This is a genomic window from Aeromonas sp. AE23HZ002T15 (assembly GCF_054165525.2).
The window spans coordinates 2,393,030-2,420,000 of record NZ_CM201342.1 but is presented as its reverse complement, the minus strand read 5'-3'; the positions used below and the strand labels follow the sequence as shown (position 1 = coordinate 2,420,000).

Sequence of the window (26,971 nt, the reverse complement as noted above, 5' to 3'; positions counted from 1 at the left end):
ACCCCATGCAAACTCCGAATACCAGTAAGTAATATCCGGGAGACACACGGCGGGTGCTAACGTCCGTCGTGAAGAGGGAAACAACCCAGACCGCCGGCTAAGGTCCCAAAGTTCTGGTTAAGTGGGAAACGATGTGGGAAGGCTCAGACAGCTAGGATGTTGGCTTAGAAGCAGCCATCATTTAAAGAAAGCGTAATAGCTCACTAGTCGAGTCGGCCTGCGCGGAAGATGTAACGGGGCTCAAACCAGGCACCGAAGCCGCGGATTCACGCTAAGCGTGAGTGGTAGGGGAGCGTTCTGTAAGTCTGCGAAGGTGTGTCGAGAGGCATGCTGGAGATATCAGAAGTGCGAATGCTGACGTAAGTAACGATAAAGGGGGTGAAAAGCCTCCTCGCCGGAAGACCAAGGGTTCCTGTCCAACGTTAATCGGGGCAGGGTGAGTCGACCCCTAAGGCGAGGCCGAAAGGCGTAGTCGATGGGAAGCAGGTTAATATTCCTGCACGACTTGTAATTGCGATGGGGGGACGGAGAAGGCTAGGTGGGCCAGGCGACGGTTGTCCTGGTGAAAGTGCGTAGGTGGTGTTTCTAGGCAAATCCGGAGACACAACACTGAGACACGAGACGAACGCACTACGGTGCGGAAGCCATTGATGCCCTGCTTCCAGGAAAAGCCTCTAAGCTTCAGATTACAAGTCATCGTACCCCAAACCGACACAGGTGGTCGGGTAGAGAATACCAAGGCGCTTGAGAGAACTCGGGTGAAGGAACTAGGCAAAATAGAACCGTAACTTCGGGAGAAGGTTCGCTCTTGATGGTGAAGTCCCTTGCGGATGGAGCTGTCGGGAGTCGCAGTGACCAGATGGCTGGGACTGTTTATCAAAAACACAGCACTCTGCAAACACGAAAGTGGACGTATAGGGTGTGACACCTGCCCGGTGCCGGAAGGTTAATTGATGGGGTTAGCGCAAGCGAAGCTCTTGATCGAAGCCCCGGTAAACGGCGGCCGTAACTATAACGGTCCTAAGGTAGCGAAATTCCTTGTCGGGTAAGTTCCGACCTGCACGAATGGTGTAACCATGGCCATGCTGTCTCCACCCGAGACTCAGTGAAATCGAATTCGCCGTGAAGATGCGGTGTACCCGCGGCTAGACGGAAAGACCCCGTGAACCTTTACTACAGCTTGGCACTGAACATTGAACCTACATGTGTAGGATAGGTGGGAGGCTTTGAAGCGATGACGCCAGTTGTCGTGGAGCCGTCCTTGAAATACCACCCTTGTATGTTTGATGTTCTAACGCAGGGCCCTGAATCGGGCTCGCGGACAGTGCCTGGTGGGTAGTTTGACTGGGGCGGTCTCCTCCCAAAGAGTAACGGAGGAGCACGAAGGTTGGCTAATCCTGGTCGGACATCAGGAGGTTAGTGCAATGGCATAAGCCAGCTTAACTGCGAGACGGACAGGTCGAGCAGGTACGAAAGTAGGTCATAGTGATCCGGTGGTTCTGAATGGAAGGGCCATCGCTCAACGGATAAAAGGTACTCCGGGGATAACAGGCTGATACCGCCCAAGAGTTCATATCGACGGCGGTGTTTGGCACCTCGATGTCGGCTCATCACATCCTGGGGCTGAAGTCGGTCCCAAGGGTATGGCTGTTCGCCATTTAAAGTGGTACGCGAGCTGGGTTCAGAACGTCGTGAGACAGTTCGGTCCCTATCTGCCGTGGGCGTTGGATGATTGAAGGGAGTTGCTCCTAGTACGAGAGGACCGGAGTGAACGAACCTCTGGTGTTCGGGTTGTCACGCCAGTGGCACTGCCCGGTAGCTAAGTTCGGAATCGATAACCGCTGAAAGCATCTAAGCGGGAAGCGAGCCCTGAGATGAGTCATCCCTGACCCCTTGAGGGTCCTAAAGGGCCGTTGGAGACCACAACGTTGATAGGTGGGGTGTGTAAGCGCGGCGACGTGTTGAGCTAACCCATACTAATTACCCGTGAGGCTTAACCATACAACACCCAAGAAGTGTTCTGAGACTTGTAACAAACCCCAAGAACTACTCAAAAATTCAGTGATAACGACAAGCCACGAGCAACATCGTTATTCACGTCAGCTTTCTGGATTAAGAATTTGCCTGGCGGCCATAGCGCCGTGGAACCACCTGATCCCATGCCGAACTCAGAAGTGAAACGCGGTAGCGCCGATGGTAGTGTGGCATTCGCCATGCGAGAGTAGGACACTGCCAGGCACCCATTTCAAGATTGCGCTATGAGCGTGGTCTTTACCGGTTAGTGTGCTGATATGGCTCAGTCGGTAGAGCGCATCCTTGGTAAGGATGAGGTCCCCAGTTCGATTCTGGGTATCAGCACCATTTTCAAGCAGTAACAGCTTTTGCCTGACGGCAATAGCGCCGTGGAACCACCTGATCCCATGCCGAACTCAGAAGTGAAACGCGGTAGCGCCGATGGTAGTGTGGCATTCGCCATGCGAGAGTAGGACACTGTCAGGCACCCATTCAGAAGAGGCCTCCCATTCGGGAGGCCTTTTTGCTTTGGAATTTTGCCATTTATCACGGATTGTTTTAGTAAAAATGCTGGGCTGTCAGCGGCTTGCCCGTTACTCTGGAGGCATGGGCCGGGGTTATCGCCAGAGGAGTATGCATGGCCACGTTGAAGGAAATTGCGCAGGAGGCCGGGGTATCCCAGGCCACAGTGTCCAGGGTGCTCAATGAGGATCCGACGCTGAGCGTCAAGGAAGAGACCAAGCAGAAGATCTTCGAGATCGCCGAGCGGCTGGAGTACAAGACCAGCAGCGCCCGCAAGGGGCTGCACAAGAACAAGCTGCACTTCCTGGCGGTCTATGCCTATCCCCAGAGCACCGAGGTCAACGACCCCTACTATCTCGCCATCCGCTATGGCATAGAGACCCAGTGCGCCCGCCTGAACATCGAGCTGACCCACTTCTACAACGGCGCCGAGGGGCGGGATCTGGCGAGTGTCGATGGTATCCTGGTGATAGGTCACCTGTCCCCCGAGCGCCTGGCTGCGCTCCACTCCCTCAGTGCCCAGCTGGTGTTCATCGACTGTCGCTCCGAGGGGGAGTATGACTCGGTGGACGTGGATCTCGCCCTCATCAGCCAGCAGGTGGTGGATTTCTTCATCTCCCGCGGCCATGACCGCATCGGCTACATCGGTGGCCAGGACGAGCTGCCGGATCTGCGGGAGCTCGCCTTCCTCGACTACGGCCAGCGGCTCGGGGTGGTACGGCAGGGGGATCTCTATCGCGGTGATTTCTCCAGCGCTTCCGGCTATCGGCTGGCGAAGGAGATGCTGGCGGGTGACTGGCCGGCTGCGCTCTTCGTCGCCTCCGACTCCATCGCCATCGGCGTGCTGCGGGCCATCCACGAGAAGGGGCTGGCGATTCCCCAGCAGCTCGAGCTCATCAGCGTGAACGATATCCCGACCGCCAAGTTCACCTTCCCGCCCCTCTCCACGGTGCGGATCCATTCCGAGTTGATGGGCTCCCAGGGGGTCAATCTCCTGGTCGAACGGCTGAGGGACGAGCGGGAGGTGCCCCTGAGGGTGCTGGTGCCCAGTCGGCTGACCCTGCGTGGCACGACACGATAAATTTAGTAAATACCCCTATCTCTTAACCATGCCCTCTTTGCAGGGCATGGTCTATCCTCTCTCCTTCCTTTAATTTCCCTCCCTCCATGTTCGTCAGTAACATACTGTTATTGAACTGTATTGTTGCTTTTTTTCCCTAAACATCAACATCCATGCCATTCAGACAGGCCCAGGCCGCTTTTATCTCGCGCTTCTGATCCCGCTCACAGATCGAGCGATGGGCTGTGATCAGGTTAAAACTTTACCAATCATTAGCTGATATTTAGTAAATATTTATCTATGGTTTACCCAGTCTAGGATGTCTTGTTCCGGGAGGACATGTGAATAACTGGGAAAACGTTCAACTCGTCGGTGAAAACCGGCTGGCACCCCGTGCCTACTTCTTCTCTTATGCCGACGAGGCCAGCGCGGCCACCCTGCAACGGGAGCTGAGCCGCCGCTTCCTCTCCCTGAGCGGCCAGTGGCAGTTCCACTACTTCGAGCACCCCCTGGCGGTGCCCGAGGCCTTCTATCACAGCCCCATGAGCGAGTGGGGCCAGATAGCCGTGCCCAACATGTGGCAGATGGAAGGGCACGGCCACCTGCAGTACACGGACGAGGGTTTTCCCTTCCCCATAGACGTCCCCTTCGTGCCCACCAACAACCCCACCGGCGCCTATCAGCGCAGTTTCACCTTGAGCCCTGCCTGGGACGGGGAGCAGGTGATCATCAAGTTCGACGGGGTGGAGACCTACTTCGAGGTCTATGTGAACGGCCACTATGTGGGCTTCAGCAAGGGGAGCCGCCTCACCGCCGAGTTCGACATCAGCGCCTATGCCCAGGTCGGCGAGAACCTGCTGTCGGTGCGGGTGATGCAGTGGGCGGATTCCACCTATATCGAGGATCAGGACATGTGGTGGATGGCGGGGATCTTCCGCGACGTCTACCTGGTGGGCAAGACCCAAGTCCATGTGCAGGACTTCTTCATCCAGACCGCCCTGGCCGACGACAGCCAGAGCGCTACCCTGAGCTGCGACATCCGGCTGGAGAACCTGGGGACGCAGACTAGGGATCATCGTCTGGTCTGGTCCTTGCTGGATCAGGGCAGCGAGATAGCGAGCGGCTCGCTCGATAACCTCGCCATCGACGGCGAGCTGACCTGTGGCTTCAGCCTGGATCTGGCGAACCCGCGCCTGTGGAGCGCCGAAGACCCCTATCTCTATCAGCTGATGTTCTCCCTCTATGATGACCAAGGTGCTCTGCTGGAGGTGATCCCGCAGCGGGTCGGGGTGCGTGAGATCAAGGTCAAAGGTGGCCTCTTCTATGTCAACGGCCAGTACCTCAAGCTGCACGGGGTGAACCGCCACGACAACGACCACCTGAAAGGGCGCGCCGTCGGCATGGATCGGGTGGAGCGGGACCTGGTGCTGATGAAGCAGCACAACCTCAACTCGGTGCGCACCGCCCACTACCCGAACGACCCGCGCTTCTACGAGCTGTGCGACCAGTACGGCCTGTTCGTGATGGCGGAGACGGACGTGGAGACCCACGGCTTCGCCAACGTCGGCGATCTCAGCCGCATCACGGACGATCTCAGCTGGGAGCCGGTGTTCGTCGATCGCATCGAGCGCCATGTCCACGCCCAGAAGAATCACCCCTCTATCATCATCTGGTCTCTCGGCAATGAGTCCGGCTACGGCTGCAACATCAGGGCCATGTACCGCCGCTGCAAGCAGATCGATCCGACCCGGCTGGTGCACTACGAGGAGGACCGTGACGCCGAGGTGGTGGACGTGGTCAGCACCATGTACTCCCGGGTCTCCCAGATGAACTGTTTCGGCGAGTTTCCCATGGACAAGCCGCGCATCCTCTGCGAATACGCCCACGCCATGGGCAACGGCCCGGGTGGCCTCAGTGAATACCAGCAGGTGTTCGACCGCCATCCCCACATCCAGGGTCACTACATCTGGGAGTGGTGCGATCACGGCATCCTGGAAGAGGATGAGAAGGGCCGCCCCGTCTACAAGTACGGCGGCGACTACGGCGACTACCCCAACAACTACAACTTCTGCATGGATGGGCTCATCTACCCGGATCAGACCCCGGGGCCCGGCCTGCGCGAATACAAGCAGGTGATCTGCCCGGTCAAGATCCGCGCTATTGATACGGCCAGCGGCAAGCTGGAAGTGGAGAACCGTTATTGGTTCTCGACCCTGGACGACGTTCGCCTGCTGATCGAGGTGAAGGCGGAAGGCGAGCTGCTGGCCAGCCAGCAGATCCGGCTGGAGGGTATGGCCCCCGGCACCATCACGCCGCTGCAGCTGGCGCTGCCGGGCCTGGATGAGCGGGAAACCTTCGTCCAGCTGCGGGTCATCAAGGCCAGCGCCACCTCCTATAGTCCGGCGGATCACGAGCTCGGTCAGTACCAGTTCCGGCTGAAGGCATCGAGCCGCCAACTGCGACCCTTTGCCACTCCCAACGCCACCGCGCTGCAGATTGCCGACGAGCGGCTAGCGCTGACCCTGACCGGCAACGGCTTCGCCCTGCGCTTCTCCCGCCTCGACGGCAAGCTGGTGAGCTGGCAGCAGGATGGCAAGGAGCTGATCGAGCGCTCGCCGCGCCTCAACTTCTTCAAGCCGATGATCGACAACCACAAGCAGGAGTACGAGAGCCTCTGGCATCCGAACCACCTGCAGATCATGCAGGAGCACTTCCGCTCCTTGAGCTGGCGTCAGCTGGGTGAGGCGGTCGAGGTGACGGTGGAGAGCCTGATAGCCCCCCCCGTGTTCGATTTCGGCATGCGCTGCTGCTACGTCTACACCCTGAGCCCGAACGGTCAGTTGCACGTCCAGTTGTGTGGCCAGCCCTACGGCGGCTATGACGACATCATCCCCAAGATCGGTTTCGAACTGGGTATCCGCCAGGATCTCGAACGGGTGCACTACTACGGCATGGGACCGGGTGAGAACTATCAGGACAGCCGCCAGAGCAACTGGATCGACAGCTTCCAGAGCACGGTGGCCGAGATGTGGGAGCACTACCCCTTCCCACAGGACAACGGCAACCGCCAGCAGGTGCGCTGGGCGACCCTGACAGACCGCCACGGCGAGGGTCTCTATGTGCGGCCCGATGCCCCCATCAACCTGAGTGTCTGGCCCTATAGCTGGGAGCATATCCACGCCGCCCAGCACATCAACGAGCTGGAACCTTGTGGCTATCTGACCCTGAATCTGGATCACCAGGTGCTGGGGCTCGGCTCCAACTCCTGGGGCTCCGAGGTGCTGGACTCCTGGCGGGTACGCTTCGAACCCTTCTGCTTCGGCCTGACTCTGCTGCCCATCGCCCGCGGCAACCTCAATCCGGCCGCCCTGGCCGGGCTCGACCTCAGCATCAACGGCGGGAGGAACCTCGCATGATCACCCTGGATAACCTGACCCTGTTCAAGAACATTTACCGGGAGGGCAAGAAGTGGGGCCGCTGCGTGGAGGCTATCGACAACCTGCCAAACCTCAAGCCCGGTATCTGTCACTCCATCGGTGACTCCCTCACCTACCGACTGCAGGAGGGGGCCAGCCCGGCTGGCGCCCTGTTCGAGGGGCAGCGCCGCTACTTCGACATCCACTACTACCTGGAAGGGGCGGAGACGGTGGAGTGGGCCGACAAGCGTGACCTGCAAACTGACTTGGCCTATGACGACACCACGGACCGCGAGTGGCTGGCCGGCGAGGTGCGCGAGCGCCAGCAGATCGGCAAGGGTCAGCTGGTGATCTTCGAGAACCACGAGGCTTATCGCTTCGTCGGGGATGGCGCGGTGCGCAAGCTCATCATCAAGGTCACGGTGGAAGGCGGCTACTTCAAAAACAAATAATCCGCTGCCGCTTTCGTACTGACAAAAGCCGCAAGGGCGGGGTTCACCCTACAGCCAATGCCTCGCCCTTGCGCCGACAATACATACAGGTCTGGAGATGGAAATGTCTGATACCAAACGCAACACGATAGGCAAGTTTGGATTGCTGTCGCTCACCTTTGCCGCCGTATTCAGCTTCAACAACGTCATCAACAACAATATCGAGATCGGCCTGGCCTCGGCCCCCATGTTCTTCCTGGCCACCATTTTTTACTTCATTCCGTTCTGCCTCATCATTGCGGAGTTCGTGTCACTGAATAAGAACTCCGAGGCCGGCGTCTATGCCTGGGTCAAAAGCTCCCTCGGCGGCCGCTGGGCCTTCATCTCCGCCTACACCTACTGGTTCGTGAATCTGTTCTTCTTCACCTCCCTGTTGCCGCGGGTGATCGCCTACGCCTCCTATGCCTTCCTCGGCTATGAATACATACTCACGCCGCTGGCCACCACGGCCTTGAGCATGGTGCTGTTTGCCTTCGCCACCTATGTCTCCACCAACGGCGCCAAGATGCTGGGTCCCATCACCTCGGTGACCTCCTCCCTGATGCTGCTGCTGACCCTCTCCTACATACTGCTGGCGGGGGCGGCCCTGGTGGGGGGCGTGCAGCCGGCGGATCCCATCACGGTGGAGGCCATGATCCCGGACTTCAGCTGGGCCTTCCTGGGTATTACGACCTGGATCTTTATGGCGGCCGGCGGTGCCGAGTCGGTGGCGGTCTACGTGAACGACGTCAAGGGCGGATCCAAGTCCTTCGTGAAGGTGATCATCGTCGCCGGCCTCTTCATCGGCGTGCTCTACTCCGTCGCCTCCCTGCTGATCAACGTGTTTGCCCCCAGCGACACCCTGAAATTCACCGGCGGCTCGGTGCAGGTGTTCGAAGGGCTGGCGGCCCATTTCGGTTTGCCGGAGATCCTGATGAACCGCTTCGTGGGCCTGGTTTCCTTCACCGCCATGTTCGGTTCCCTGCTGATGTGGACCGCCACCCCGGTGAAGATCTTCTTCTCCGAGATCCCGGCGGGTATCTTCGGCAAGAAGACGGTGGAGCTGAACGAAAATGGCGTGCCCGCCCGGGCGGCCTGGATCCAGTACCTGATAGTGCTGCCCCTGATGGTGATCCCGACCCTGGGCTCCAACACCGCCCAGGATCTGATGAATACCGTCATCAACATGACCGCCGCCGCCTCCATGCTGCCACCCCTGTTCATCATGCTGGCCTACCTGAATCTGCGCCTGAAGCTCGACCACCTGCCGCGGGAGTTCAGGATGGGCTCGCGTACCACGGGGATCGCTGTGGTCTCTGTGCTGATCGCCATCTTCTCGGTGGGCTTCCTGGCCTCCACCTTCCCGACCGGCGCCGACATCATGACCATCATCTTCTACAACGTCGGGGGGATAGTGATCTTCCTCGGCTTCGCCTGGTGGAAATACAACAGATATGAGGCCTCCCTGAGTGCCGAGGCCCGTGCCATAGAGGCTCAGCCTGCCGCTCAGGTCCCCGTCCAGGTGTCATGAGCGCCCTTTTTATCCCAGATCAAACCGGGTGGCCGTTGGCCACCCGCAAACCGTTGAACCAGAAAAGGAAAAGAGCATGAGCGAGACGATCGAGTTTGCCGAATTCAAGCGGGTCGAGATGAGGGTGGGCAGGGTGCTGGAGGTGGTGCGCCACCCCGGGGCCGACAAGCTCTACATAGTCCAGATCGACGTGGGGGGCGAGCGGCCACTGCAGACGGTCACCAGCCTGGTGCCCCACTACAGCGAGGCGGAGCTGCTGGGCAGCCAGGTGGTGGTGCTGACGAACCTCAAGCCCACCCGCATGCGCGGCGAGCGCTCCGAGTGCATGTTGCTGTGTGCCGAGACGCCGGACGAGAGCCAGAGCGTGCTGCTGCAGCCTCGCGTGCCCATGGCGCCGGGCACGCCCATCGTCTGAGGATGATGGCGTCATAGAGAGAGTCGCAGGCGAGCCGGGAGGGCCAGCCTGACCATAACAAGAAAACAGAGGGCGGGGCCTTGCGTCCCTGCCGAACACATTCAGAGTCAAAGCGCCGCCTCGCGAAGCGGCGAGGTCCCCGGGAGGACAATATGTCGGATTCAATACGCGGCACCATAGGCAAGTTTGCCCTGCTGTCGATGACCTTTGCCGCCGTGTTCAACGTGCGCAACATAGTCAACAACAACATAGAGCTGGGGCTGAGCTCGGCGCCCATCTTCCTGCTGGCTACGCTCGTTTACTTTATTCCTTTCGTCTTCATCATTTCCGAGTTCGTCTCCGCCAACAAACAGTCGGAGTCTGGCATGTATGACTGGCTCAAGAAGCCGCTCGGTACCCGCATGGCCTACCTCGGCTCCTTCCTCTACTGGTTCGTGAACCTGTTCTGGTTCGTCTCCTTGTTGCCAAATGTCATCGCCTACGCCTCCTACGCCATGCTGGGGTATGAGTACAGCTTCTCCCCCATGGTGACCTCCATCATCTCCATCGTGCTGTTCGCGGCGGCGACCCACATCTCCACCAAGGGGGCGAGCTGGCTCGGCAAGATCGCCGAACTGGTGGCCTACGGGGTGTTCGCCCTGTTCGCCATCTATGTGCTGGGGGCCCTGATGGCCCTGAGCGGCGATCATGTGCCGGCCCAGCCCATCACCCTGGAGGCCATGACCCCCACGGTCAACTGGGCGACGCTGGGCATCATGTGCTGGATCTTCCAGGCGGCGGGGGGCGCCGAGACGGCGGCGGCCTACCTCAATGACGTCAAGGGCGGCCATAAGTCCTTCATCCGGGTGATCATCACCGCCGGCATCGTCATAGGCGCCATGTATGCCCTGGGTTCCCTGTTGGTGAACGTCTTCGTGCCGCGCGAAAGCCTCACCTACGCCGGCGGCATGGTGGAGATCTTCACCGGCATGGCCCAGTACTTCCAGGTCTCCGAGGTGCTGGTGGGCCGCTTCGTCGGCGTGGTGCTCTTCATCGCCATGTTCGGTTCCATGATGATGTGGACCTCGGCGCCGGTGAAGATCCACTTCTCCGAGATCCCCAAGGGGGTCTACGGCGAGAAGACCACAGAGCTGAACCAGCACGGGGTGCCGGTGCGCGCCGCCTGGTGGCAATTCGTGTTCGTGTTCGTGATGCTGGTGGTGAACGGCTTCGGCTCCGAGTCGGTGCAGCAGATGATGAACACCGCCATCAACCTCACCGCCGGCACGGCCATGTTGCCGCCGATCTTCATCATGGTGGCCTACTTCGTGTTCCGCTGGAAACACGACGACACCCCGCGGGACTTCCGCATGGGCTCGCGCACCTTCGGCATGGCCGTGGTGTCCGTGCTCATCCTCATCTTCGTGGTCAGCATGAGCGCCTCCGCCTTCCCGGCCGGGGTGGATCTGGTGCGGGCCTTCTTCATCAACGTCTTCATGACGGCGGTGTTCTCGGCCATCGCCTACTGGTGGATCTCCCGCTTCGAGAAGCGCCAGGCCGCCAAGCTGGTTGGGCCAAGCAAGGGGAGCAAGCTGGTCAAGGAGAGCTGACGACATCGCGGCTCCAGGAACAACGGGTGGCTCAGGCCACCCGTTTTTTATGTTTTTTCGTCTCCGCTGCCCGGCCTATCGTTCAGCGCCACACCCGCATGGTGGGTAAACGTTTAATTTTCTTGAACACCTGCGGCCATCGCTCAACTTTGCGCCACCCATTTCTCGGGGTAAGCTGGGGATTCGTTGCAACGGGAGCTGTCCAGCAGCTCCTGTTGCCTTTCCTGTCGTCCCGCGTCCGAGTGCCTCGGCGAAGCGGGGCGCGCCTTCGATGGAGACTCTCCGTGCGTCTGGATCCCTTTACCTCTGTGCTGATTGCCGTGGTGGCCCTGGCCTCCTTCTTCCCTTGCGAGGGAGAGGTCGCCGTCTGGTTCGGTTGGCTCACCAAGCTGGCGGTGGCCCTGCTCTTCTTCATGCACGGCGCCAAGCTGTCGCGCCAGAACCTGCTGGCGGGGCTCGGCCACTGGCGGCTGCATCTGGTGGTCATGTTCAGCACCTTCGTGCTCTTCCCCCTGCTGGGGCTGCTGCTCACCCCCTTCGTACCTCACTGGCTGAGCCCGGCCATCTACCTCGGGTTCCTGTATCTGTGCGCCCTGCCCGCCACCGTGCAGTCGGCCATCGCCTTCACCTCCCTGGCCGGCGGCAATGTGTCGGCGGCGGTGTGCAGCGCCTCGGCCTCCAGCATTCTCGGCATCTTCCTCTCCCCCGTGCTGGTGGGGCTGATGATCAAGGTGCAGGGGGAGGGCATCGACACCTGGCACTCCATCCAGTCGATCATGGTGCAGTTGATGCTGCCCTTCGTGGTGGGTCACCTGTCCCGGCCGCTCATCGACCGCTGGGTAGACGCTCACAGGCCCCTCATCGGCAAGCTGGATCAGAGCTCCATCCTGCTGGTGGTCTATGTGGCCTTCAGCGAGGCGGTGGTGCAGGGGATCTGGCATCAGGTGGGCTGGTATGATCTGGCCAGTATCGTGCTGCTGAGCTGCGTGCTGCTGGCGCTGGTGCTGGGCTGGAACGTCTGGATCAGCCGCCGCCTCGGTTTCAACCGGGCGGACGAGATCACCATCGTCTTCTGCGGCTCCAAGAAGAGCCTGGCGAACGGCGTGCCCATGGCCAACGTCATGTTCCCCGCCGCCAGCGTCGGTGTCATGGTGCTGCCGCTGATGATCTTCCACCAGATCCAGCTGATGGTGTGCGCCGTGCTGGCGCGCCGCTACCGTGAGCGGACTGCCGAGCTCGCCCATCAGGAGGGGTGAGGGACTGCGCGGCCATGAGCGAGAAGTGTGACACGCAAATAAAAGAGAGGGAGGCCAGTGCCTCCCTCTCTTTTTGCTGTCTAATCCTCAGCGTTTGCGCCAGACGGTGAGCTGGGCCAGGGTGTGCTGGTACTTGCGGGCGGTCTCGCGGATGACGAAGGGGATGTCCCGCGGCGGGCACAGCTCCTCGAACTCCGCCGCCAGCAGCCGCTGCAGCGCCTGATAGGTGGAGAGTGCCTCGCCATTCTCGCGGATGCCGCCGAGCCAGTTCGCCTTGGGGGTGTAGTCGGTCAGCCAGGTGTAGGGGCTGGTGAGCACCAGCAGGCCGCCGCTGCGCAGCCTGGGGGCAATGTCGCGCAGGAAGCGGGCGGGTTCTCGCAGCCGGTCGATGAGGTTGGAGGCGAGCACCAGATCGTAGTCCGCGTATTTGGGCTTGAGGTTGCAGGCATCCCCCTGGCTGAAGTGGATGCGATCGGCCTGCGCACTACCCAGATCCTGGGTGGAGAGCCGTGCCTCGCAATACTCCACCAGCTCCCCCTCCACCGGCATGGCGTAGCGGAAGCTGTCCTGGTTCGCCAGGGCCAGGGCCACGTCGATGAAGCGGGCCGAGTAGTCCACGGCGTCCACATGCTGGAAGTGGCGGGCCAGCTCGAAGCTGGCACGGCCGGTGGCGCAGCCGATGTCCAGCGCCCGCTGGTGGTTGCTGCACAGCTCGCCGGCGAGATTGGCCAGGGTCTGGGCGTAGTTCGGGATCCCGAAGTGGGTCGGGCCATACTGGAAGTCGAGATATTGCGCGACCAGCGTGTCGGTTTCGTAAGGATTCACGGTGACGGGTTCCTGATAACGGGAGACCAGATAGCGGAAGCCCGCGTGCTGGAAGAAGTGGCGGCGAAAGGCGTAGCGGGACGACTTGAGCGCCTCGTTGCCCGTGCTTATCCAGCTGCCCCCCTTGATGAGGCTGTGCTTGCCGTCGAAGGTGGGGGTGGAGAAGTCGTCGTAGAGGGGATGCACTTTGAACCCCTCGAAGCCGTCGATGGCGGTGCTGGTCCACTGCCAGACGTTGCCCACGAGATCGAAAAAGCCGGCCTGGGGGCAGGCGTTGACCGGGCAGGGGGAGGCGAAGCGGGCCAGGTTGATATTGCCGGGGGCTTCCAGCCAGTCAGGCTGATCCCCCGTCAGTTGTTCCCGCAGCAGCGCCCACTCCCCCTCGCTCGGCAACTGGATGGGCAGCCCGGTCTGGGCCGATTTCCAGCGGCAGAAGGCGGCGGCCTCCAGCTGGTTCACCTCGGCGGGCCAGTCCCAGGGCATGTCGACCTGTTCCGTCATCAGCCGCAGTTGCAGTTGATCCGGCTCGGCCGGATCGCCCACCCAGAAGCTCGGCATCCGCGCCCCGGCGAACTGGCGCCAGCCCCAACCCTCGTCGTCCCACCAGGCCTGTTGCTGATAGCCTCCACTCTGCACGAACTCCAGATATTCGGCGTTGCTCACCAGCATGCGGCTCGCCTGGAAGGGGGCCAGCTCTATGTGACGCTCGCCGTATTCGTTGTCCCAGCCGTAGGTGGCATCCTGCTTGCCGAGGCGCACCCGCCCGCCCGCGACCGGCAACAGGTCGTTGACGGGCACCTCCTCTGGCTGGTGGCAGCGTACCTCGCAGGCGGGCCAGTGACGCCGTGGCCGCACCCAGGCCAGGGGCAGCTGGCGGATCAGCACGCTGGAGGTCTCGAGGTGGATGCGCTCGTGCTCTATCCCCATCAGGATGACCCAGGCCGGGCTCTGCCACTGGATGGGCAGCGCGATCGGCATGCGTTCGATGAAGTCGACCACCAGGGCGCGCACCCGGCCGCGGTAACTACGGAGCTCGGCGACGGCGGGCCAGTCGTAGTGGGTCTCGTCCAGATCGTCCCAGCTCATCTCGTCCACCCCGATGGCGACCATGGCCTCGATGCGCGGATCGAGCCGGCCATCTATGAGACGGGCCGCCAGCAGCTTGTTGATGAAGAAGGCGGCGGTGTGGCCGTAGTAGAAGATGAGGGGATGGCGAAGGGAGATGGCCTTGTTGAACCAGGCGCGCTCGTCCGCCAGGCAGTCGAACAGGGAGTCGTAGAGATCGAAGGTCTGGCAGAAGTAGGCGAGCAGCTCGCGGCGCTTCTGTTCGGGATCCTCGCCGGTCAGCAGCGGGGTGCGGGTCGGGGCTGGCAGGCCGCCGAGAGCGGCAAAGGGATGGCTGGCTTGGGTCACGCTCTGACTCCTTGTGGGCAGTGAAGACGGACGGTGCAGCGGATGCACAAAGTATCACTATTGGCTCAACAGACCGGCGCCACAACAAAAAACTGTCGGCGGCCGGTGTCGTGGCGACAGGATGAATGGGGTCTTGCAGTGAACAACGTCCCCATACGGGTATGGTCAGTTTCACCACTATATCGTCAGAATGGCACCTTACAGCCTGATGATATGGGCAATAAAGATAGCAAAATCCATAAGAATCATACGATTGAACTTATGGCACAAGGATTGCCATCTAGATCTCCGGATGAGTACAAACCGGCCGGACAGGGCCATCAACAAGGAGAGTGCAATGAAGTGGATGCTGGGATTGATATTGGTGCTGGGGCTGGGTGGCTGCAGCAAGCTGGATTATACCTTGGTGAGCGGCGACGGCGCCGTCATCGAGCAGCGCCATCCCCTGGGCGAATCTGTGACCCGGGTGCAGGCCGGGGTGCCCGCCAATATCCATCTGGTGGTCGGGGAAGAGAGGGGCATCTTGATCCGCGGGCAGGAGAATCTGCTGTCCTATGTGGAGATCACCGAGCGAGACGACAAGCTGGAGCTGGAGGTCAAGGATGGCTACCGGTTCGAGCACTTCGAACCCATCGACATCACCATCACCCTGCCCAGGGTGACGGAGCTGGCGCTGGCGGGCCTGGCTCGCGGGGATCTGAGCGGTTTCTCGGGGGATGAGCTGGTGCTGTCGGTGGCGGGCCTGGGGGACATAGTCGCCAGTCAGCTGACGCTGGATCGGCTGGAGGGCAATGTCGCCGGTGCGGGCAACCTGGATCTGGGGGCAGGCTCCGCCAAAGAGGTGGAGCTGAACCTCGCCGGTGCCGGTGGCGTGTCCGGTGCCGACTTCAAGGGTGAGGAGGTCGAGGTCAATATCGCGGGCAGTGGCGACGTGGAAGTGAATGCCAGCGAGCTGCTGAAGGTGGGCATCGCCGGCTCCGGCTCGGTGAACTATCTGGGCAACCCCAGGCTGGAGAGCGAGATCGCCGGCTCCGGGTCCATCTCCCGGGTTGGAAGCTGAGTACCCGGTTCCAACACAGCTAAAAAACAGGCCCAGAAGGGCCTGTTTCATTATCCATAGTCTGGGTCTTTCTCTCAGGCGAGGGGCAGGGCTAGGCGAAGATCTGCATTCAGGCGCATCAGCAGCCACTGTATGCCGGCCAGGTGCTGGTGGTCGTGGCTGACCAGCAGGCGCACCAGACCGTCCAGGGTCAGCTCCCCGTAGTTGCCGTAGCGGGCTCGTCGTCCCCAGGCCGAGGGAGGCTGAGCCTTAAGCCAGGCTAGAGTCTCGGCACGGGCGGTGCGAAAGCGGGCCAGCTGAGTGGCGGGATCCTGGCGGCGATAGTCGTTGTCCAGCGCCAGCTGGTAGCCATCGAGGGAGGCGAGCTCGGGCAGATCCTCCTCCAGGGTGCGCTGAAAGCGGACCCGATAACCCAGTACCTCGATATCCAGCAGGTGGCAGAGGTGGCCCTGGGCGCTGAAGCGCTCGGAGGGAATGCCGTCCCAGTTGGCGGGCTCCCAGTTCAGGTATTCGGCGGGTACCTGGGCCAGCAGCTGTTCGAACTGATCCGGCATGGCCTGCAGGCTGGTGAAGAGATGCATCCTTGTCTCCCTTATCCTCGAATGATGCGGGCCGCCATTTGCAGGTGGCGCCCCGGGTCGCCCCTGACCGCCGAGGATCAGGGGAGGTGGTTGGCTAGCCGCCGAGATACCCGGCGTGGAAGCGCAGGTGCGCCTCGATGAAGCTCGCCACGAAGTAGTAGCTGTGATCGTAACCGGGGTGGCGGTTGAGTGTCAGGGGCCAGTCCTTGGTGCCGGCGACCTCGGCCAGGGTATCGATGCCGAGCTGTTCGCTGAGGAAAGGGTCGTCCAGCCCCACGTCTACCAGGGTCGGCAGCGATTGGCCGTCGTGGTGACGCAGCAGCTGGCAGGCATCCCACTCCTGCCACAACAAGGGGTTGTTGCCGAGGTAGGCACCGAGCGCTTTCTGGCCCCAGGGGCAGCGGCTCGGGTGGCTGATGGGGCTGAAGGCGGAGACGGACTGGTAGCGCCCGGGTTCGCGCAGGGCTGCGATCAGGGCCCCGTGGCCTCCCATGGAGTGGCCGCTGATGGCGCGCCGGGTCGAGACCGGGAAGTGGGTCTCGATGAGATCGGGCAGCTCCCGGGTGACGTAGTCATACATCTGGTAGTGATCCCGCCAGGGATTCTGGGTGGCGTTGACGTAGAAACCCGCCCCCATGCCGAGATCGTAGCCAGGGTCGTCCGCTACCCCTTCCCCGCGGGGGCTGGTGTCCGGCGCCACCAGGGCGATGCCGAGCTCGGCGGCGATGCGCTGGGCACCGGCCTTTTGCATGAAGTTTTCATCGGTGCAGGTGAGGCCGGAGAGCCAGTAGAGCACGGGCACCTTCTGGCCGGTGAGGGCCTGGGGGGGCAGGTAGATGGCGAAGCGCATCTCGCACCCGAGCACGCTGGAGGGGTGGCGATACTGCTTGTGCCAGCCGCCGAAGCTCTTGTTGCTGCTGATGATGTCCAGATTCATCGACGAACTCCCGGGCCCCGCACGGGCGGGGCCCTCATGGTATCAGTAATGGATGACGCTGCGGATGCTCTTGCCTTCGTGCATCAGCTCGAACGCCTCGTTGATCTGCTCGAGGGCCATGGTGTGGGTGATGAAGTCGTCGAGACGGAACTCACCCTGCATGTAGCGCTGCACATAGCTCGGCAGCTCGCTGCGACCGCGCACTCCGCCGAAGGCGCTGCCGCGCCAGACCCGGCCGGTGACCAGCTGGAACGGACGGGTGCTGATCTCCTGGCCGGCGCCGGCTACCCCGATGATGACCGACTCGCCCCAGCCCTTGTGGCAGCACTCCAGCGCGGCGCGCATCACCTTGACGTTGCCGATGCACTCGAAGGAGAAGTCGACGCCGCCGTCGGTCATCTCGACGATCACCTCTTGGATGGGCTTGTCGAAGTCGTTCGGGTTGATGCAGTCGGTGGCGCCGAGCTTGCGGGCCAGTGCGAACTTGCTCTCGTTGATGTCGATGGCGATGATGCGGCCGGCCTTGGCCAGACGCGCGCCTATGATGGCGGAGAGGCCTATGCCACCCAGCCCGAAGATGGCGACGCTCTCACCCTCTTTGACCTTGGCGGTGTTCATCACGGCGCCTATGCCTGTGGTGACGCCGCAGCCCAGCAGGCAGACCTCCTCCAGCGGGGCGGCAGGGTCCACCTTGGCGATGGAGATCTCCGGCAGCACCGTGTATTCGCTGAAGGTGGAGGTGCCCATGTAGTGATAGATGGGCTGACCGTCCTTGGAGAAGCGGGTGGTGCCGTCCGGCATCAGCCCCTTGCCCTGGGTGGCGCGGATCTTCTGGCACAGGTTGGTCTTGCCGGACTTGCAGAACTTGCACTCGCGGCACTCCGGGGTGTAGAGGGGGATCACGTGATCGCCGACCTTGACGCTGGTGACCCCTTCGCCGATGGACTCGACGATGCCGCCCCCCTCGTGGCCCAGGATGCAGGGGAAGACCCCTTCCGGATCTTCACCGGACAGGGTGAAGGCATCGGTGTGGCAGACGCCGGTGGCGACGATACGGACCCGCACCTCGCCGGCCTGGGGTGGCATGACTTCCACCTCTTCGATGGAGAGGGGCTGACCCGGGCCCCAGGCGATGGCGGCCTTACACTTGATGCTTTGAACCTGTGCCATGGATGATGTCCTTATGGTGGAGAGTTGAACGAAATGGGTTCGGACAACCAGTGTAGTTTCCCGCCGATTTGGTGATAATAAGGCGAAATATCAAATCACTTTTACAGATAGGTAATAATGTTCGGCTGGGAAGGGATCTGCGAGTTTGTCAGCGTGGCGGAGCAGGGGGGCTTCACCCCGGCGGCGCGCAAGCTGGGGGTGTCGGTGGCCCAGGTCAGCCGCCAGGTGGCGCAGCTGGAAGACAGGCTGCAGGCCAAGCTGCTGCTGCGCACCACCCGCCAGGTGCGGCTCACCGAGCTCGGGGAGATCTATTATCGCCACTGCCGCCAGCTGCTGGACAACCTCTACGAGGCGGAGCTGGCCCTCGGCCAGCATCAGGCCGAACCCCAGGGGCTGCTGCGCATCACGGCCCCCGTCTCCTACGGCGAGAGCCGCATCGCCCCCCTGGTGAACGACTTCATGGTGCGCTTCCCCCAGCTGGAGGTGACCCTCAACCTCACCAATCAGCTGCTGGATCTGGTGCACGAGGGGTTCGATCTCGCCATCCGCCTCGGCCATCTGAAGGATTCGACCCTGGTGGCCCGCAGGCTGGCCACCAGAGTGCCCTATGTGTGCGCCTCACCGGCCTACACCGCACGCCACGGCATGCCCAACAGCCTCTCCGAGCTCTCCCGCCACACCTGTCTGGTGGGCAATGGGGACGAGTGGCACTTCACCCTGGCCGGTCGTCCCCACAGCGTGCGGGTGCGTGGCATCTTGCAGTGCAACAGCGGCCACGCCCTGCTGGATGCGGCGCTGAAGGGCATCGGCATCATACAACTGCCGGACTACTACGTGAGCGACCATCTGGCCCGGGGGGATCTCATCGAGCTGTTGCCGGAGCTGAGGGCGCCGGAGGAGGGGATCTGGGCCCTCTATCCCCACAACCGCCACCTCTCCCCCAAGGTGCGACTGCTGGTGGACTATCTCGCCGAACGGTTGAGCGACCCCAGCCAGCCGGCTCTGGTGCGGCCCATCGGCTGAAGGTTTCCACACCGCCATGCGCCCATAAAAAAGGCCCACTGTCGTGGGCCTTTTTGCATCGTTTGCACGGAGGGCCGCTATTCCCGTTCCTTGACGTAGGGGGTGCCGAGGGCCTTGGGTGCCACCGCCTTGCCGATGAAGCCGGCCAGCAGGAACACCGTCAGTATGTAGGGCAGCGCCTCGATGGCCTGTACCGGGATCGGGAAGTCGCCGATGCTGACCCCCTGCAACCGGATGGCGACCGCGTCGAGGAAGCCGAACAGCAGGCAGGCCGCCATGGCGCTCCAGGGTTTCCACTTGCCGAACACCAGGGCTGCCAGCGCCATGAAGCCCTTGCCCGCACTCATGTTCGGGATGAACTGGGCGGTCTGGGCCACGGCCAGGTAGGTGCCACCTATGCCGGCCAGCAGGCCGCCGATGATGAGGGCCGTGTAGCGCATGCGCACCACCGAGATACCGGCGGTATCGACCGCGGCCGGGGCCTCGCCCACGGCGCGCAGACGCAGGCCGAAGCGGGTACGGAACAGCACCCACCAGGCCAGGGGCACGGCGGCGAAGGCCACGTACTCCAGCAGGGAGTGACCGCTCAACAGCTCGCTGTAGAGCTGGCCGATGACGGGGACGTCGTACAGCTCCTTGGCGTAGGGCAGATCGATGGGGGCGAAGCGGGCCGCACCGGACAGCGCCGGGGTCTGGCCACCCTGATCGAACCAGTAACGGCCCAGGGTGACGGTCAGGCCGGCCGCCAGTATGTTGATGGCCATGCCGCTCACCACTTGATCACCCCGGTGGGTGATGGTGGCGAAGCCGTGCAGCAGGGCGAACAGGACGGCGATACCCACTCCGGCACCCAGCCCAATCCAGGCGGAACCGGTGACGGCTGCCGCCGCCGCACTGGCGAAGGCAGACGCCAGCAGCTTGCCTTCCAGGGCGATGTTGACTACCCCGGAGCGCTCACAAAACATGCCGGCCATGGCCGCCAGGATGAGCGGTGGTGCGGTACGAATAGTGGCATCCAGCATCAAGATCAGGGTTTCAAACATGGCTTGGACTCCCTTCTACGCGCAGAACATTCCTGTCATTCATGGCCGCCAGGATGAGCGGTGGTGCGGTACGTATGGTCGCATCCAGCATCAAGATCAACGTTTCGAACATGGTCAGGCTCCTTTGACTTGCGCGGCTGAACGGTTGGCAAAGGCCAGGTAGCACTGCTCGATGCGCGGGCGCAGCATGTGCTCCAGCGCACCGCAGAACAGGATCACCAGACCCTGCAGCACCACGACTATGTTGCGGTCCACCCCGAACTCGAAGCTGAGCTCGGCGCCCCCCTGATAGAGGAAGCCGAACAGCAGGCTGGCGATGATGACGCCGACCGGATGGTTGCGTCCCATCAGGGCCACGGCGATGCCGGTGAAGCCGAAGCCCTCCACGAAGTTCAGCTTGATCTGGTGCAGCTCGCCCTGCAGCACGTTGAGGGCGAAGAAGCCCGCCAGCATGCCGGAGATCACCATGGCCAGGATCACCACCTTGGGATAGGAGATGCCCGCGTAGGCGGAGGCGCTCTGGCTGGCGCCCACCGAGCGGATCTCGTAACCCCAGCGGGTATGCCAGATGAAGACCCACACCAGCAGCGCGCAGATCAGCGCCCAGAAGAAGCTGATGTTCAGCGGGCTGTTCGGCATCTCCACGCCGAAACCGGCCGCCAGCTCGCTCATCTTCGGCAGCCAGCTCGCCATGGCGAACACCTTGCTCTCGGTGGCCATGGATCCTGGCGGCTTGAAGACATCGACCAGCAGGTAGGCCATCAGGGAGGCGGCGATGAAGTTGAACATGATGGTGGTGATGACGATGTGGCTGCCACGCTTGGCTTGCAGCCAGGCCGGGATGAAGGCCCAGGCCGCACCGAACAGACCGCCGGCTATGATGGCGAGCGGCAGCAGCAGGGCGAACGGCAGCACATCGCCGAGCAGCAGACAGACCAGGCCGACGCCGAGGCCGCCGATATAGGCCTGCCCCTCACCGCCGATGTTGAACAGGCCGGCGTGGAAGGCCACCGCCACCGCCAGACCGGTAAAGATGAAACCGGTGGCGTAGTAGAGGGTGAAGCCTATGCCCTCGCCGGTGCCGAAGGCGCCATACCACATGATCTCGGCGGCATCGATCGGGTTGATGTCGAGGTAATAGAACAGGATGGCCGACACCAGGAAGGCCAGCAGGATGTTGATCGCGGGCAGCACGCCCACGGAGATCCAGGCAGGGATACGTGCTTGGCTCATGGGCGAGCCTCCTTGGCAATCTCGTCGGGGACTATGTTGACCATCATCAGGCCGAATCCGTTACAAGTGGTTGTGACCTTCATGATGTGGCTCCTTGTGATTGGCTTGCCGCCACTTCGTCAGGAACTATGTTGGCCATCATCAGACCGATTGTGCGTTCATCCGCCTTGGCGCCGTCCAGTTCACCGACGATGCGACCATCGGCGATGACCAGGATGCGGTCGGACAGACTCATGATCTCGTCCAGTTCCACCGACACCAGCAACACGGCCTTGCCCTTGTCGCGCATGGCGATGATCTGCTGGTGGATGTACTCGATGGCGCCGATGTCGACCCCACGGGTCGGCTGGCCGACCAGCAGCACATCCGGGTCCTGCTCCACTTCCCGGGCGATCACCAGCTTCTGCTGGTTGCCACCGGAGAAGTTCGCCGTCTTGTGCTCGGGATGGGGCGGGCGCACGTCCCACTTGTCCATCTTCTCCTGGCAGTCCTGGCGGATGGCCGCCTTGTCCTGCAGCATCCCCTTGTTGTACTGGCCGCGCCTGTGATAGCCGAGGATGAAGGCCTCTTTCGCCTCGAAGCGATTGATGAGACCCATCTTGTGCCTGTCTTCCGGGATGTGGCCGAGACCGAAGTTGCGCACCATCTCGGGGTTGGCGGGCTGCTCGTGGTTCACCTGATGCACGGCGCTGCTGCCCTTGATGGTGAAGCTGCCTTTGCTCGGCTTGAGGATGCCGCCGAGCAGGCTGAGCAGCTCGGACTGGCCGTTGCCGGAGACGCCGGCGATGCCGACCACTTCCCCGGCGCGTACCTCGAAGCTGACGGATTTGACCCGCTCCACCTTGGCGTCATCGAAGTAGCTGAGCCCCTCGACCTTGAGCTTGGCCTCGCCCGGCTGGGCGGCGCCCTTGTCGACCTTGAGGCGCACCTTGCGGCCCACCATCAGCTCGGCCAGCTGCTCCTTGTCGGTATCCTTGGTGGCGACGTGGGCCACCATCTCCCCCCGGCGCATGATGGAGACCTGATCCGTGATGGCCAGGATCTCCCGCAGCTTGTGGGTGATGAGGATGATGGTCGCCCCCTGATCCCGCAGCTTTTTCAGCACCTCGAACAGGTGATCCGCCTCTTGCGGGGTCAGCACCCCGGTCGGCTCGTCCAGGATCAGGATGCGGGCGCCGCGATAGAGCGCTTTGAGGATCTCGACCCGCTGTTGCAGGCCAACCGGCAGATCCTCGACCTTCTCGTGCAGCGGCACCTCGAGGCCATAGTCCCGGGCCAGCTCGCCGAGCAGTTTCTCGGCCGCCGCCAGGCTCTTGCCCAGATGCCAGCCGTTTTCCGCGCCGAGGATGACGTTTTCTAACACTGTGAAATTGTTAACCAGCATGAAATGCTGGTGCACCATGCCCACGCCCGCGGTGATCGCGTCTTGTGAGCCATGGGGTTTGAAGGGTTTGCCGTCGATCAGCATCTCGCCCTTATCGGCGTGGTAGAAACCGTAGATGATGCTCATCAGGGTCGACTTGCCAGCGCCATTTTCGCCGACGATGCCGTGAATGCTGCCTTTACGAACCTGAAGGTCGATCTGCTTGTTGGCGTAAACTTCGCCAAAGCGCTTATCGATACCTCTTAATTCGATGGCATAGCGATCTGTCTGGTCCATGATGCAGTCCTTGCGGGTCATGAAGTAGAGACTAAAAACCGGCCCGTGCGGGCCGGTCATCATAGGTTGAGAGTCGTAGCAGAGACTCAGTACTTACAGGAGTTGTCGCTCATGTAGTCGTGCACCTTGATCTTGCCGGCGATGATGTCGGCCTTGATGGCGTCGACCTTGGCCTTCATCTCCGGTGTGATCAGCTTGGCATTGTTCTCGTCCAGTGCCCAATCCACACCGCCTTCCGCCAGACCCAGGGACTGGATGCCAGGCTTCCACTCGCCCTTGGCGGCGTCATCCCAGCTCTTGTAAGCGGCCAGGCCGACGGACTTGACCATGGAGGTCAGCATGGTGCCCGGCTGCAGGTGGTTCTGGTTGGAATCCACGCCGATGGCCAGCTTGCCTTCGTCCTTGGCGGCCTGATAGACACCGATGCCGGTACCGCCGGCGGCGGCATAGACCACGTCGGCGCCCTTGGCGAACTGGGACTTGGCCAGCTCTGCACCCTTGGCCGGGTCAGCAAAGGCCGCCGGGGTGGAGCCGGTCATGTTCTGGTAGACGTCGATCTTCGGATTGATGTACTTGGCGCCCTGCTCGTAGCCACACTGGAATTTGCGGATCAGCGGGATGTCCATGCCGCCCACGAAGCCGACCTTGCCGGTCTTGGAGGCGATGGCCGCCAGGGCGCCCACCAGGAAGGAACCTTCATGCTCCTTGAAGATGAGGGACTGTACGTTCGGCTTGTCGACCACCATGTCGATGATGGTGAACTGGGTTTTCGGGAACTCGGTGGCGACCTTCTCTACCGCTGAGCCCATGTTGAAGCCGACGGCGACGATGGGACCGTTGCCACGGCTGGCCAGACGACGCAGGCCCTGCTCACGCTGGGCTTCGTTCTGGGGTTCGAACTCTTTGACCTTGACGCCTTTGTCCTTGTTGTAGACTTCGACGCCGTTGCGGAACACGGCTTCGTTGAAGGACTTGTCGAATTTGCCGGCGGTGTCATAGATGACGGCGGGCTCGGAGGCCGCCTGGGCAGACAGGGCAGCGAGGGTGAGGGCGGCCACGGTGGCCAGCTTGAGCACTTTAGTCACGATCGTATCCTTGATTGTTATGTTGAGGGTCCACAACCCGCCGTAGCAGCAGGCTATAAAGCACGCTGGCTAACTGTAAGTGAGCCAACTTGTGGGTCAAGGAGATCATAAAGGAAAAACGTTTGCGTTAACGGTTTGAAATATAAGCAAATTGCTTTATAAGTGTTTGTTTTTAACCTTGTTTTCAGAACTAAATGCTGCGATTAATAGGGTTCAAATGACATTTTTGTTTGTATTCATCGAGTTATGCGCAAGCGTTTTCGTTGCTTGATGAAAAAGGCGGCTTCCATTGACGCTATTTTGTGGCATGGAAACAGCATCTTCTCCTGCTGCGAACGGCCACGGCCCTATGTCACGCGGATTTGGTCTCTGGCCGCTCAGGCCGTATAATCGCCGCCTGTATAAATAAACAGGAGTGGTGATGGACGTTTCAACCTTGCTCGACGGGCTCAACGACAAGCAAAGAGACGCGGTGGCGGCCCCCCGTTGCAACCTGCTGGTGCTGGCGGGCGCCGGTTCGGGCAAGACCCGGGTACTGGTGCACCGCATCGCCTGGCTGATGCAGGTGGAGCGTTGTTCACCCTTCTCCATCATCGCGGTGACCTTCACCAACAAGGCCGCCGCCGAGATGCGCGGCCGGGTCGAGAAGGTGATCGGTGATGGCGTGCGCGGCATGTGGATAGGCACCTTCCACGGCATCGCCCACCGCCTGCTGCGGGCCCATCATCTGGATGCGGGCCTGCCCCAGGACTTCCAGATCCTCGACTCCGACGATCAGTACCGTCTCATCCGCCGGGTGCTCAAGGCGCTGAACCTGGACGAGAAGCACTGGGCGCCCCGCGCCGTGATGGGCTACATCAACGGCAAGAAGGACGAAGGCCTGCGCCCCGGCGACATCGATCTCTACGGCGACCCCGTCACCCGCACCTATCAGCAGATCTACAAGACCTATCAGGAGACCTGCGATCGCTCAGGGCTGGTGGACTTCGCCGAGCTGCTGCTGCGCGCCCACGAGCTGTGGCTGAACAAACCCCACATCCTTGAGCACTATCGGGATCGCTTCCAGAACATATTGGTGGACGAGTTCCAGGACACGAACGGCATCCAGTACGCCTGGCTGCGTATGCTGGCCGGCGACACAGGCCGGGTGATGATCGTCGGTGACGATGATCAGTCCATCTACGGCTGGCGCGGCGCCAAGATAGAGAACATCCAGCGCTTCCTGACCGACTATCAGGGCGCCGAGACCATCCGCCTCGAGCAGAACTACCGCTCCACCGCCAATATCCTGAAAGCGGCCAACAGCGTCATCGCCAATAACGCGGAGCGCCTCGGCAAGGAGCTGTGGACCGAGGGGGCCGAGGGCGAGCCGATTTCCCTGTACGCCGCCTTCAACGAGGTGGACGAGGCCCGCTTCGTGGTCGGTCGCCTGAAAGACTGGAAGGAGAAGGGGGGCCTGCTCACCGACTGCGCCATCCTCTATCGCTCCAACGCCCAGTCGCGGGTGCTGGAAGAGGCGCTGATGCAGGACGCCATGCCGTACCGCATCTACGGCGGCCTGCGCTTCTTCGAGCGCCAGGAAATCAAGGATGCCATGGCCTACCTGCGCCTCATCAACAACCGCGGCGACGACGCCAGCTTCGAGCGGGTCGTTAACACCCCGACCCGCGGCATCGGCGATCGCACCCTGGAGATCCTGCGCAACAACGCCCGCGATCAGGGCCAGAACCTGTGGCAGTCCGCCAAAACCTTGCTCAATGACAAGGTGCTGACCGGCCGGGCCGGTAACGCGGTGCGCGGCTTCGTCGAGCTGATAGACGCCCTGGAGGAGCAGGTCTCCCTGCTGCCCCTGCATCAGCAGGCGGACATCGCCATCCAGAATTCCGGCCTCAAGGCTATGTATCTGGCAGAAAAAGGCGAGAAGTCCCAGGCCCGGGTGGAGAACCTGGATGAGCTGGTTACCGCCTGCCGCCAGTACCAGCGCCCGGACGAGCTGGAAGACATGAGCGATCTCTCCGCCTTCCTCGCCCACGCGGCGCTGGAGGCGGGGGAGGGTCAGGCGGACGAATACGCCGATGCGGTGCAGCTGATGACCCTTCACAGCGCCAAGGGCCTGGAGTTCCCCCTGGTGCTGCTGGTGGGGCTGGAGGAGGGCATGTTCCCGAGTCAGCAATCCACCGAGGAGTCGGGCCGGCTGGAGGAGGAGCGCCGCCTCTGTTACGTCGGCATGACCCGCGCCATGGAGAAGCTCTACATCTGTTATGCGGAGAGCCGTCGCATCTACGGCCGCGAGATGTTCCACAAGCCGAGCCGCTTCATCCGCGAGATGCCCGCCGAGTGCCTGGAAGAGATCCGGCTGCGCACCCAGGTGAGCCGCCCGACCCAGTACGGCCGTTTCAGCCAGAACGAGGTGCAGCAGAGCTTCGACGCCAGCGGCATCAAGCTCGGCCAGCGAGTGCTCCATCCGAAATTCGGGGAAGGCATAGTGCTCAACTTCGAAGGGGTCGGCCAGCAGAGCCGGGTGCAGATACAGTTCGATGACGTCGGCGCCAAGTGGCTGGTGACGGCGTATGCCAGATTGGAAGCGCTGTGATTTTTCCCGCTCTTGATGCAACCAACCCGGCTTAGGCTGGGTTGGTTTTTACTGCCAAAGAATTTTATTAACAACT

Annotated in this window: 18 protein-coding genes, 1 tRNA gene and 3 rRNA genes (1 of these 22 only partly in view); 14 read left to right on the top strand and 8 right to left on the bottom strand. The window is 61.8% G+C overall.

Translation table 11 applies throughout. The features are described 5' to 3' along the window. The 11 genes from ACT5M9_RS11270 to ACT5M9_RS11220 form a co-directional block, all read left to right on the top strand. A 23S ribosomal RNA gene (locus tag ACT5M9_RS11270) occupies window positions 1-2,001 on the top strand; it begins 888 nt to the left of the window's first position. A gap of 122 nt (window positions 2,002-2,123) precedes the next feature. Beyond that, window positions 2,124-2,238, top strand: a 5S ribosomal RNA gene (gene rrf / locus ACT5M9_RS11265). Window positions 2,239-2,285: 47 nt separating this feature from the next. Further along, a tRNA-Thr gene (locus tag ACT5M9_RS11260) sits at window positions 2,286-2,361 on the top strand. A gap of 23 nt (window positions 2,362-2,384) precedes the next feature. Continuing rightward, window positions 2,385-2,499: ribosomal RNA gene (gene rrf / locus ACT5M9_RS11255) — 5S ribosomal RNA — on the top strand. Window positions 2,500-2,650: 151 nt separating this feature from the next. After that, the gene (ebgR, locus tag ACT5M9_RS11250; protein ID WP_457982770.1) at window positions 2,651-3,616 is read left to right on the top strand and encodes a transcriptional regulator EbgR; all 966 of its coding nucleotides are present in this window, start codon (window positions 2,651-2,653) and stop codon (window positions 3,614-3,616) included. 320 nt (window positions 3,617-3,936) lie between these two features. Then, on the top strand, window positions 3,937-7,011 hold the full coding sequence (ebgA, locus tag ACT5M9_RS11245) for a beta-galactosidase subunit alpha (protein WP_457982768.1): 3,075 nt from the start codon (window positions 3,937-3,939) through the stop codon (window positions 7,009-7,011). Continuing rightward, entirely contained in the window at window positions 7,008-7,463 is a 456-nt protein-coding gene (locus ACT5M9_RS11240; RefSeq protein WP_457982766.1) for a beta-galactosidase subunit beta, read from the top strand. The genes ebgA and ACT5M9_RS11240 overlap by 4 nt, the downstream gene beginning before the upstream one ends. 103 nt (window positions 7,464-7,566) lie before the next feature. Continuing rightward, window positions 7,567-9,012, top strand: a complete 1,446-nt coding sequence (locus ACT5M9_RS11235; protein WP_457982765.1) for an amino acid permease — start codon at window positions 7,567-7,569, stop codon at window positions 9,010-9,012. Window positions 9,013-9,088: 76 nt separating this feature from the next. After that, window positions 9,089-9,427, top strand: coding sequence for a tRNA-binding protein (locus tag ACT5M9_RS11230; protein ID WP_457982763.1), 339 nt, complete (start codon window positions 9,089-9,091; stop codon window positions 9,425-9,427). Window positions 9,428-9,579: 152 nt separating this feature from the next. Beyond that, window positions 9,580-11,016 carry an amino acid permease gene (locus tag ACT5M9_RS11225; protein ID WP_457982761.1) on the top strand — a complete coding sequence of 479 codons (1,437 nt, stop codon included), beginning with the start codon at window positions 9,580-9,582 and terminating at the stop codon, window positions 11,014-11,016. 284 nt (window positions 11,017-11,300) lie between these two features. After that, on the top strand, window positions 11,301-12,272 hold the full coding sequence (locus ACT5M9_RS11220) for a bile acid:sodium symporter family protein (protein WP_457982760.1): 972 nt from the start codon (window positions 11,301-11,303) through the stop codon (window positions 12,270-12,272). An 87-nt stretch (window positions 12,273-12,359) separates the two neighbouring features. On the opposite strand, the gene ovoA is transcribed toward ACT5M9_RS11220, so the two are convergent. Next, window positions 12,360-14,510 (bottom strand): 5-histidylcysteine sulfoxide synthase, encoded by a 2,151-nt coding sequence (gene ovoA / locus ACT5M9_RS11215; RefSeq protein WP_457982758.1) that lies wholly within the window; start codon window positions 14,508-14,510, stop codon window positions 12,360-12,362. Between the two features lie 337 nt (window positions 14,511-14,847). Between ovoA and ACT5M9_RS11210 the strand changes: the two genes are divergently transcribed. Then, window positions 14,848-15,570 carry a head GIN domain-containing protein gene (locus ACT5M9_RS11210; RefSeq protein ID WP_457982772.1) on the top strand — a complete coding sequence of 241 codons (723 nt, stop codon included), beginning with the start codon at window positions 14,848-14,850 and terminating at the stop codon, window positions 15,568-15,570. Between the two features lie 74 nt (window positions 15,571-15,644). Here the strand turns inward: ACT5M9_RS11210 and ACT5M9_RS11205 are convergent, their stop codons facing one another. From ACT5M9_RS11205 to ACT5M9_RS11195, 3 genes are all read right to left on the bottom strand, one after another. Continuing rightward, the gene (locus ACT5M9_RS11205; RefSeq protein ID WP_457982757.1) at window positions 15,645-16,151 is read right to left on the bottom strand and encodes a DinB family protein; all 507 of its coding nucleotides are present in this window, start codon (window positions 16,149-16,151) and stop codon (window positions 15,645-15,647) included. A gap of 94 nt (window positions 16,152-16,245) precedes the next feature. Continuing rightward, window positions 16,246-17,088 (bottom strand): S-formylglutathione hydrolase, encoded by an 843-nt coding sequence (fghA, locus tag ACT5M9_RS11200; protein WP_457982756.1) that lies wholly within the window; start codon window positions 17,086-17,088, stop codon window positions 16,246-16,248. A 42-nt stretch (window positions 17,089-17,130) separates the two neighbouring features. After that, window positions 17,131-18,258: an S-(hydroxymethyl)glutathione dehydrogenase/class III alcohol dehydrogenase gene (locus ACT5M9_RS11195; protein ID WP_457982754.1), complete on the bottom strand. Its 1,128-nt coding sequence runs from the start codon at window positions 18,256-18,258 to the stop codon at window positions 17,131-17,133. Between the two features lie 117 nt (window positions 18,259-18,375). On the opposite strand from ACT5M9_RS11195, the gene ACT5M9_RS11190 reads away from it, so the two are divergent. Next, on the top strand, window positions 18,376-19,281 hold the full coding sequence (locus tag ACT5M9_RS11190) for a LysR substrate-binding domain-containing protein (protein WP_457982753.1): 906 nt from the start codon (window positions 18,376-18,378) through the stop codon (window positions 19,279-19,281). A 77-nt stretch (window positions 19,282-19,358) separates the two neighbouring features. On the opposite strand, the gene ACT5M9_RS11185 is transcribed toward ACT5M9_RS11190, so the two are convergent. The 4 genes from ACT5M9_RS11185 to ACT5M9_RS11170 all read right to left on the bottom strand — a co-directional run bounded on the left by ACT5M9_RS11185 (window position 19,359) and on the right by ACT5M9_RS11170 (window position 24,302). Then, window positions 19,359-20,324, bottom strand: a complete 966-nt coding sequence (locus tag ACT5M9_RS11185; RefSeq protein WP_438550584.1) for an ABC transporter permease — start codon at window positions 20,322-20,324, stop codon at window positions 19,359-19,361. 114 nt (window positions 20,325-20,438) lie between these two features. Continuing rightward, the gene (locus ACT5M9_RS11180; RefSeq protein ID WP_438550583.1) at window positions 20,439-21,557 is read right to left on the bottom strand and encodes an ABC transporter permease; all 1,119 of its coding nucleotides are present in this window, start codon (window positions 21,555-21,557) and stop codon (window positions 20,439-20,441) included. Window positions 21,558-21,636: 79 nt separating this feature from the next. Next, on the bottom strand, window positions 21,637-23,217 hold the full coding sequence (locus ACT5M9_RS11175) for an ABC transporter ATP-binding protein (RefSeq protein WP_457982752.1): 1,581 nt from the start codon (window positions 23,215-23,217) through the stop codon (window positions 21,637-21,639). Window positions 23,218-23,303: 86 nt separating this feature from the next. Further along, entirely contained in the window at window positions 23,304-24,302 is a 999-nt protein-coding gene (locus tag ACT5M9_RS11170; RefSeq protein WP_349920579.1) for a BMP family lipoprotein, read from the bottom strand. A 421-nt stretch (window positions 24,303-24,723) separates the two neighbouring features. Here ACT5M9_RS11170 and uvrD point away from each other — a divergent pair, with 421 nt between their 5' ends. After that, the gene (uvrD, locus tag ACT5M9_RS11165; RefSeq protein WP_457982750.1) at window positions 24,724-26,895 is read left to right on the top strand and encodes a DNA helicase II; all 2,172 of its coding nucleotides are present in this window, start codon (window positions 24,724-24,726) and stop codon (window positions 26,893-26,895) included. Window positions 26,896-26,971: the final 76 nt, after the last annotated feature.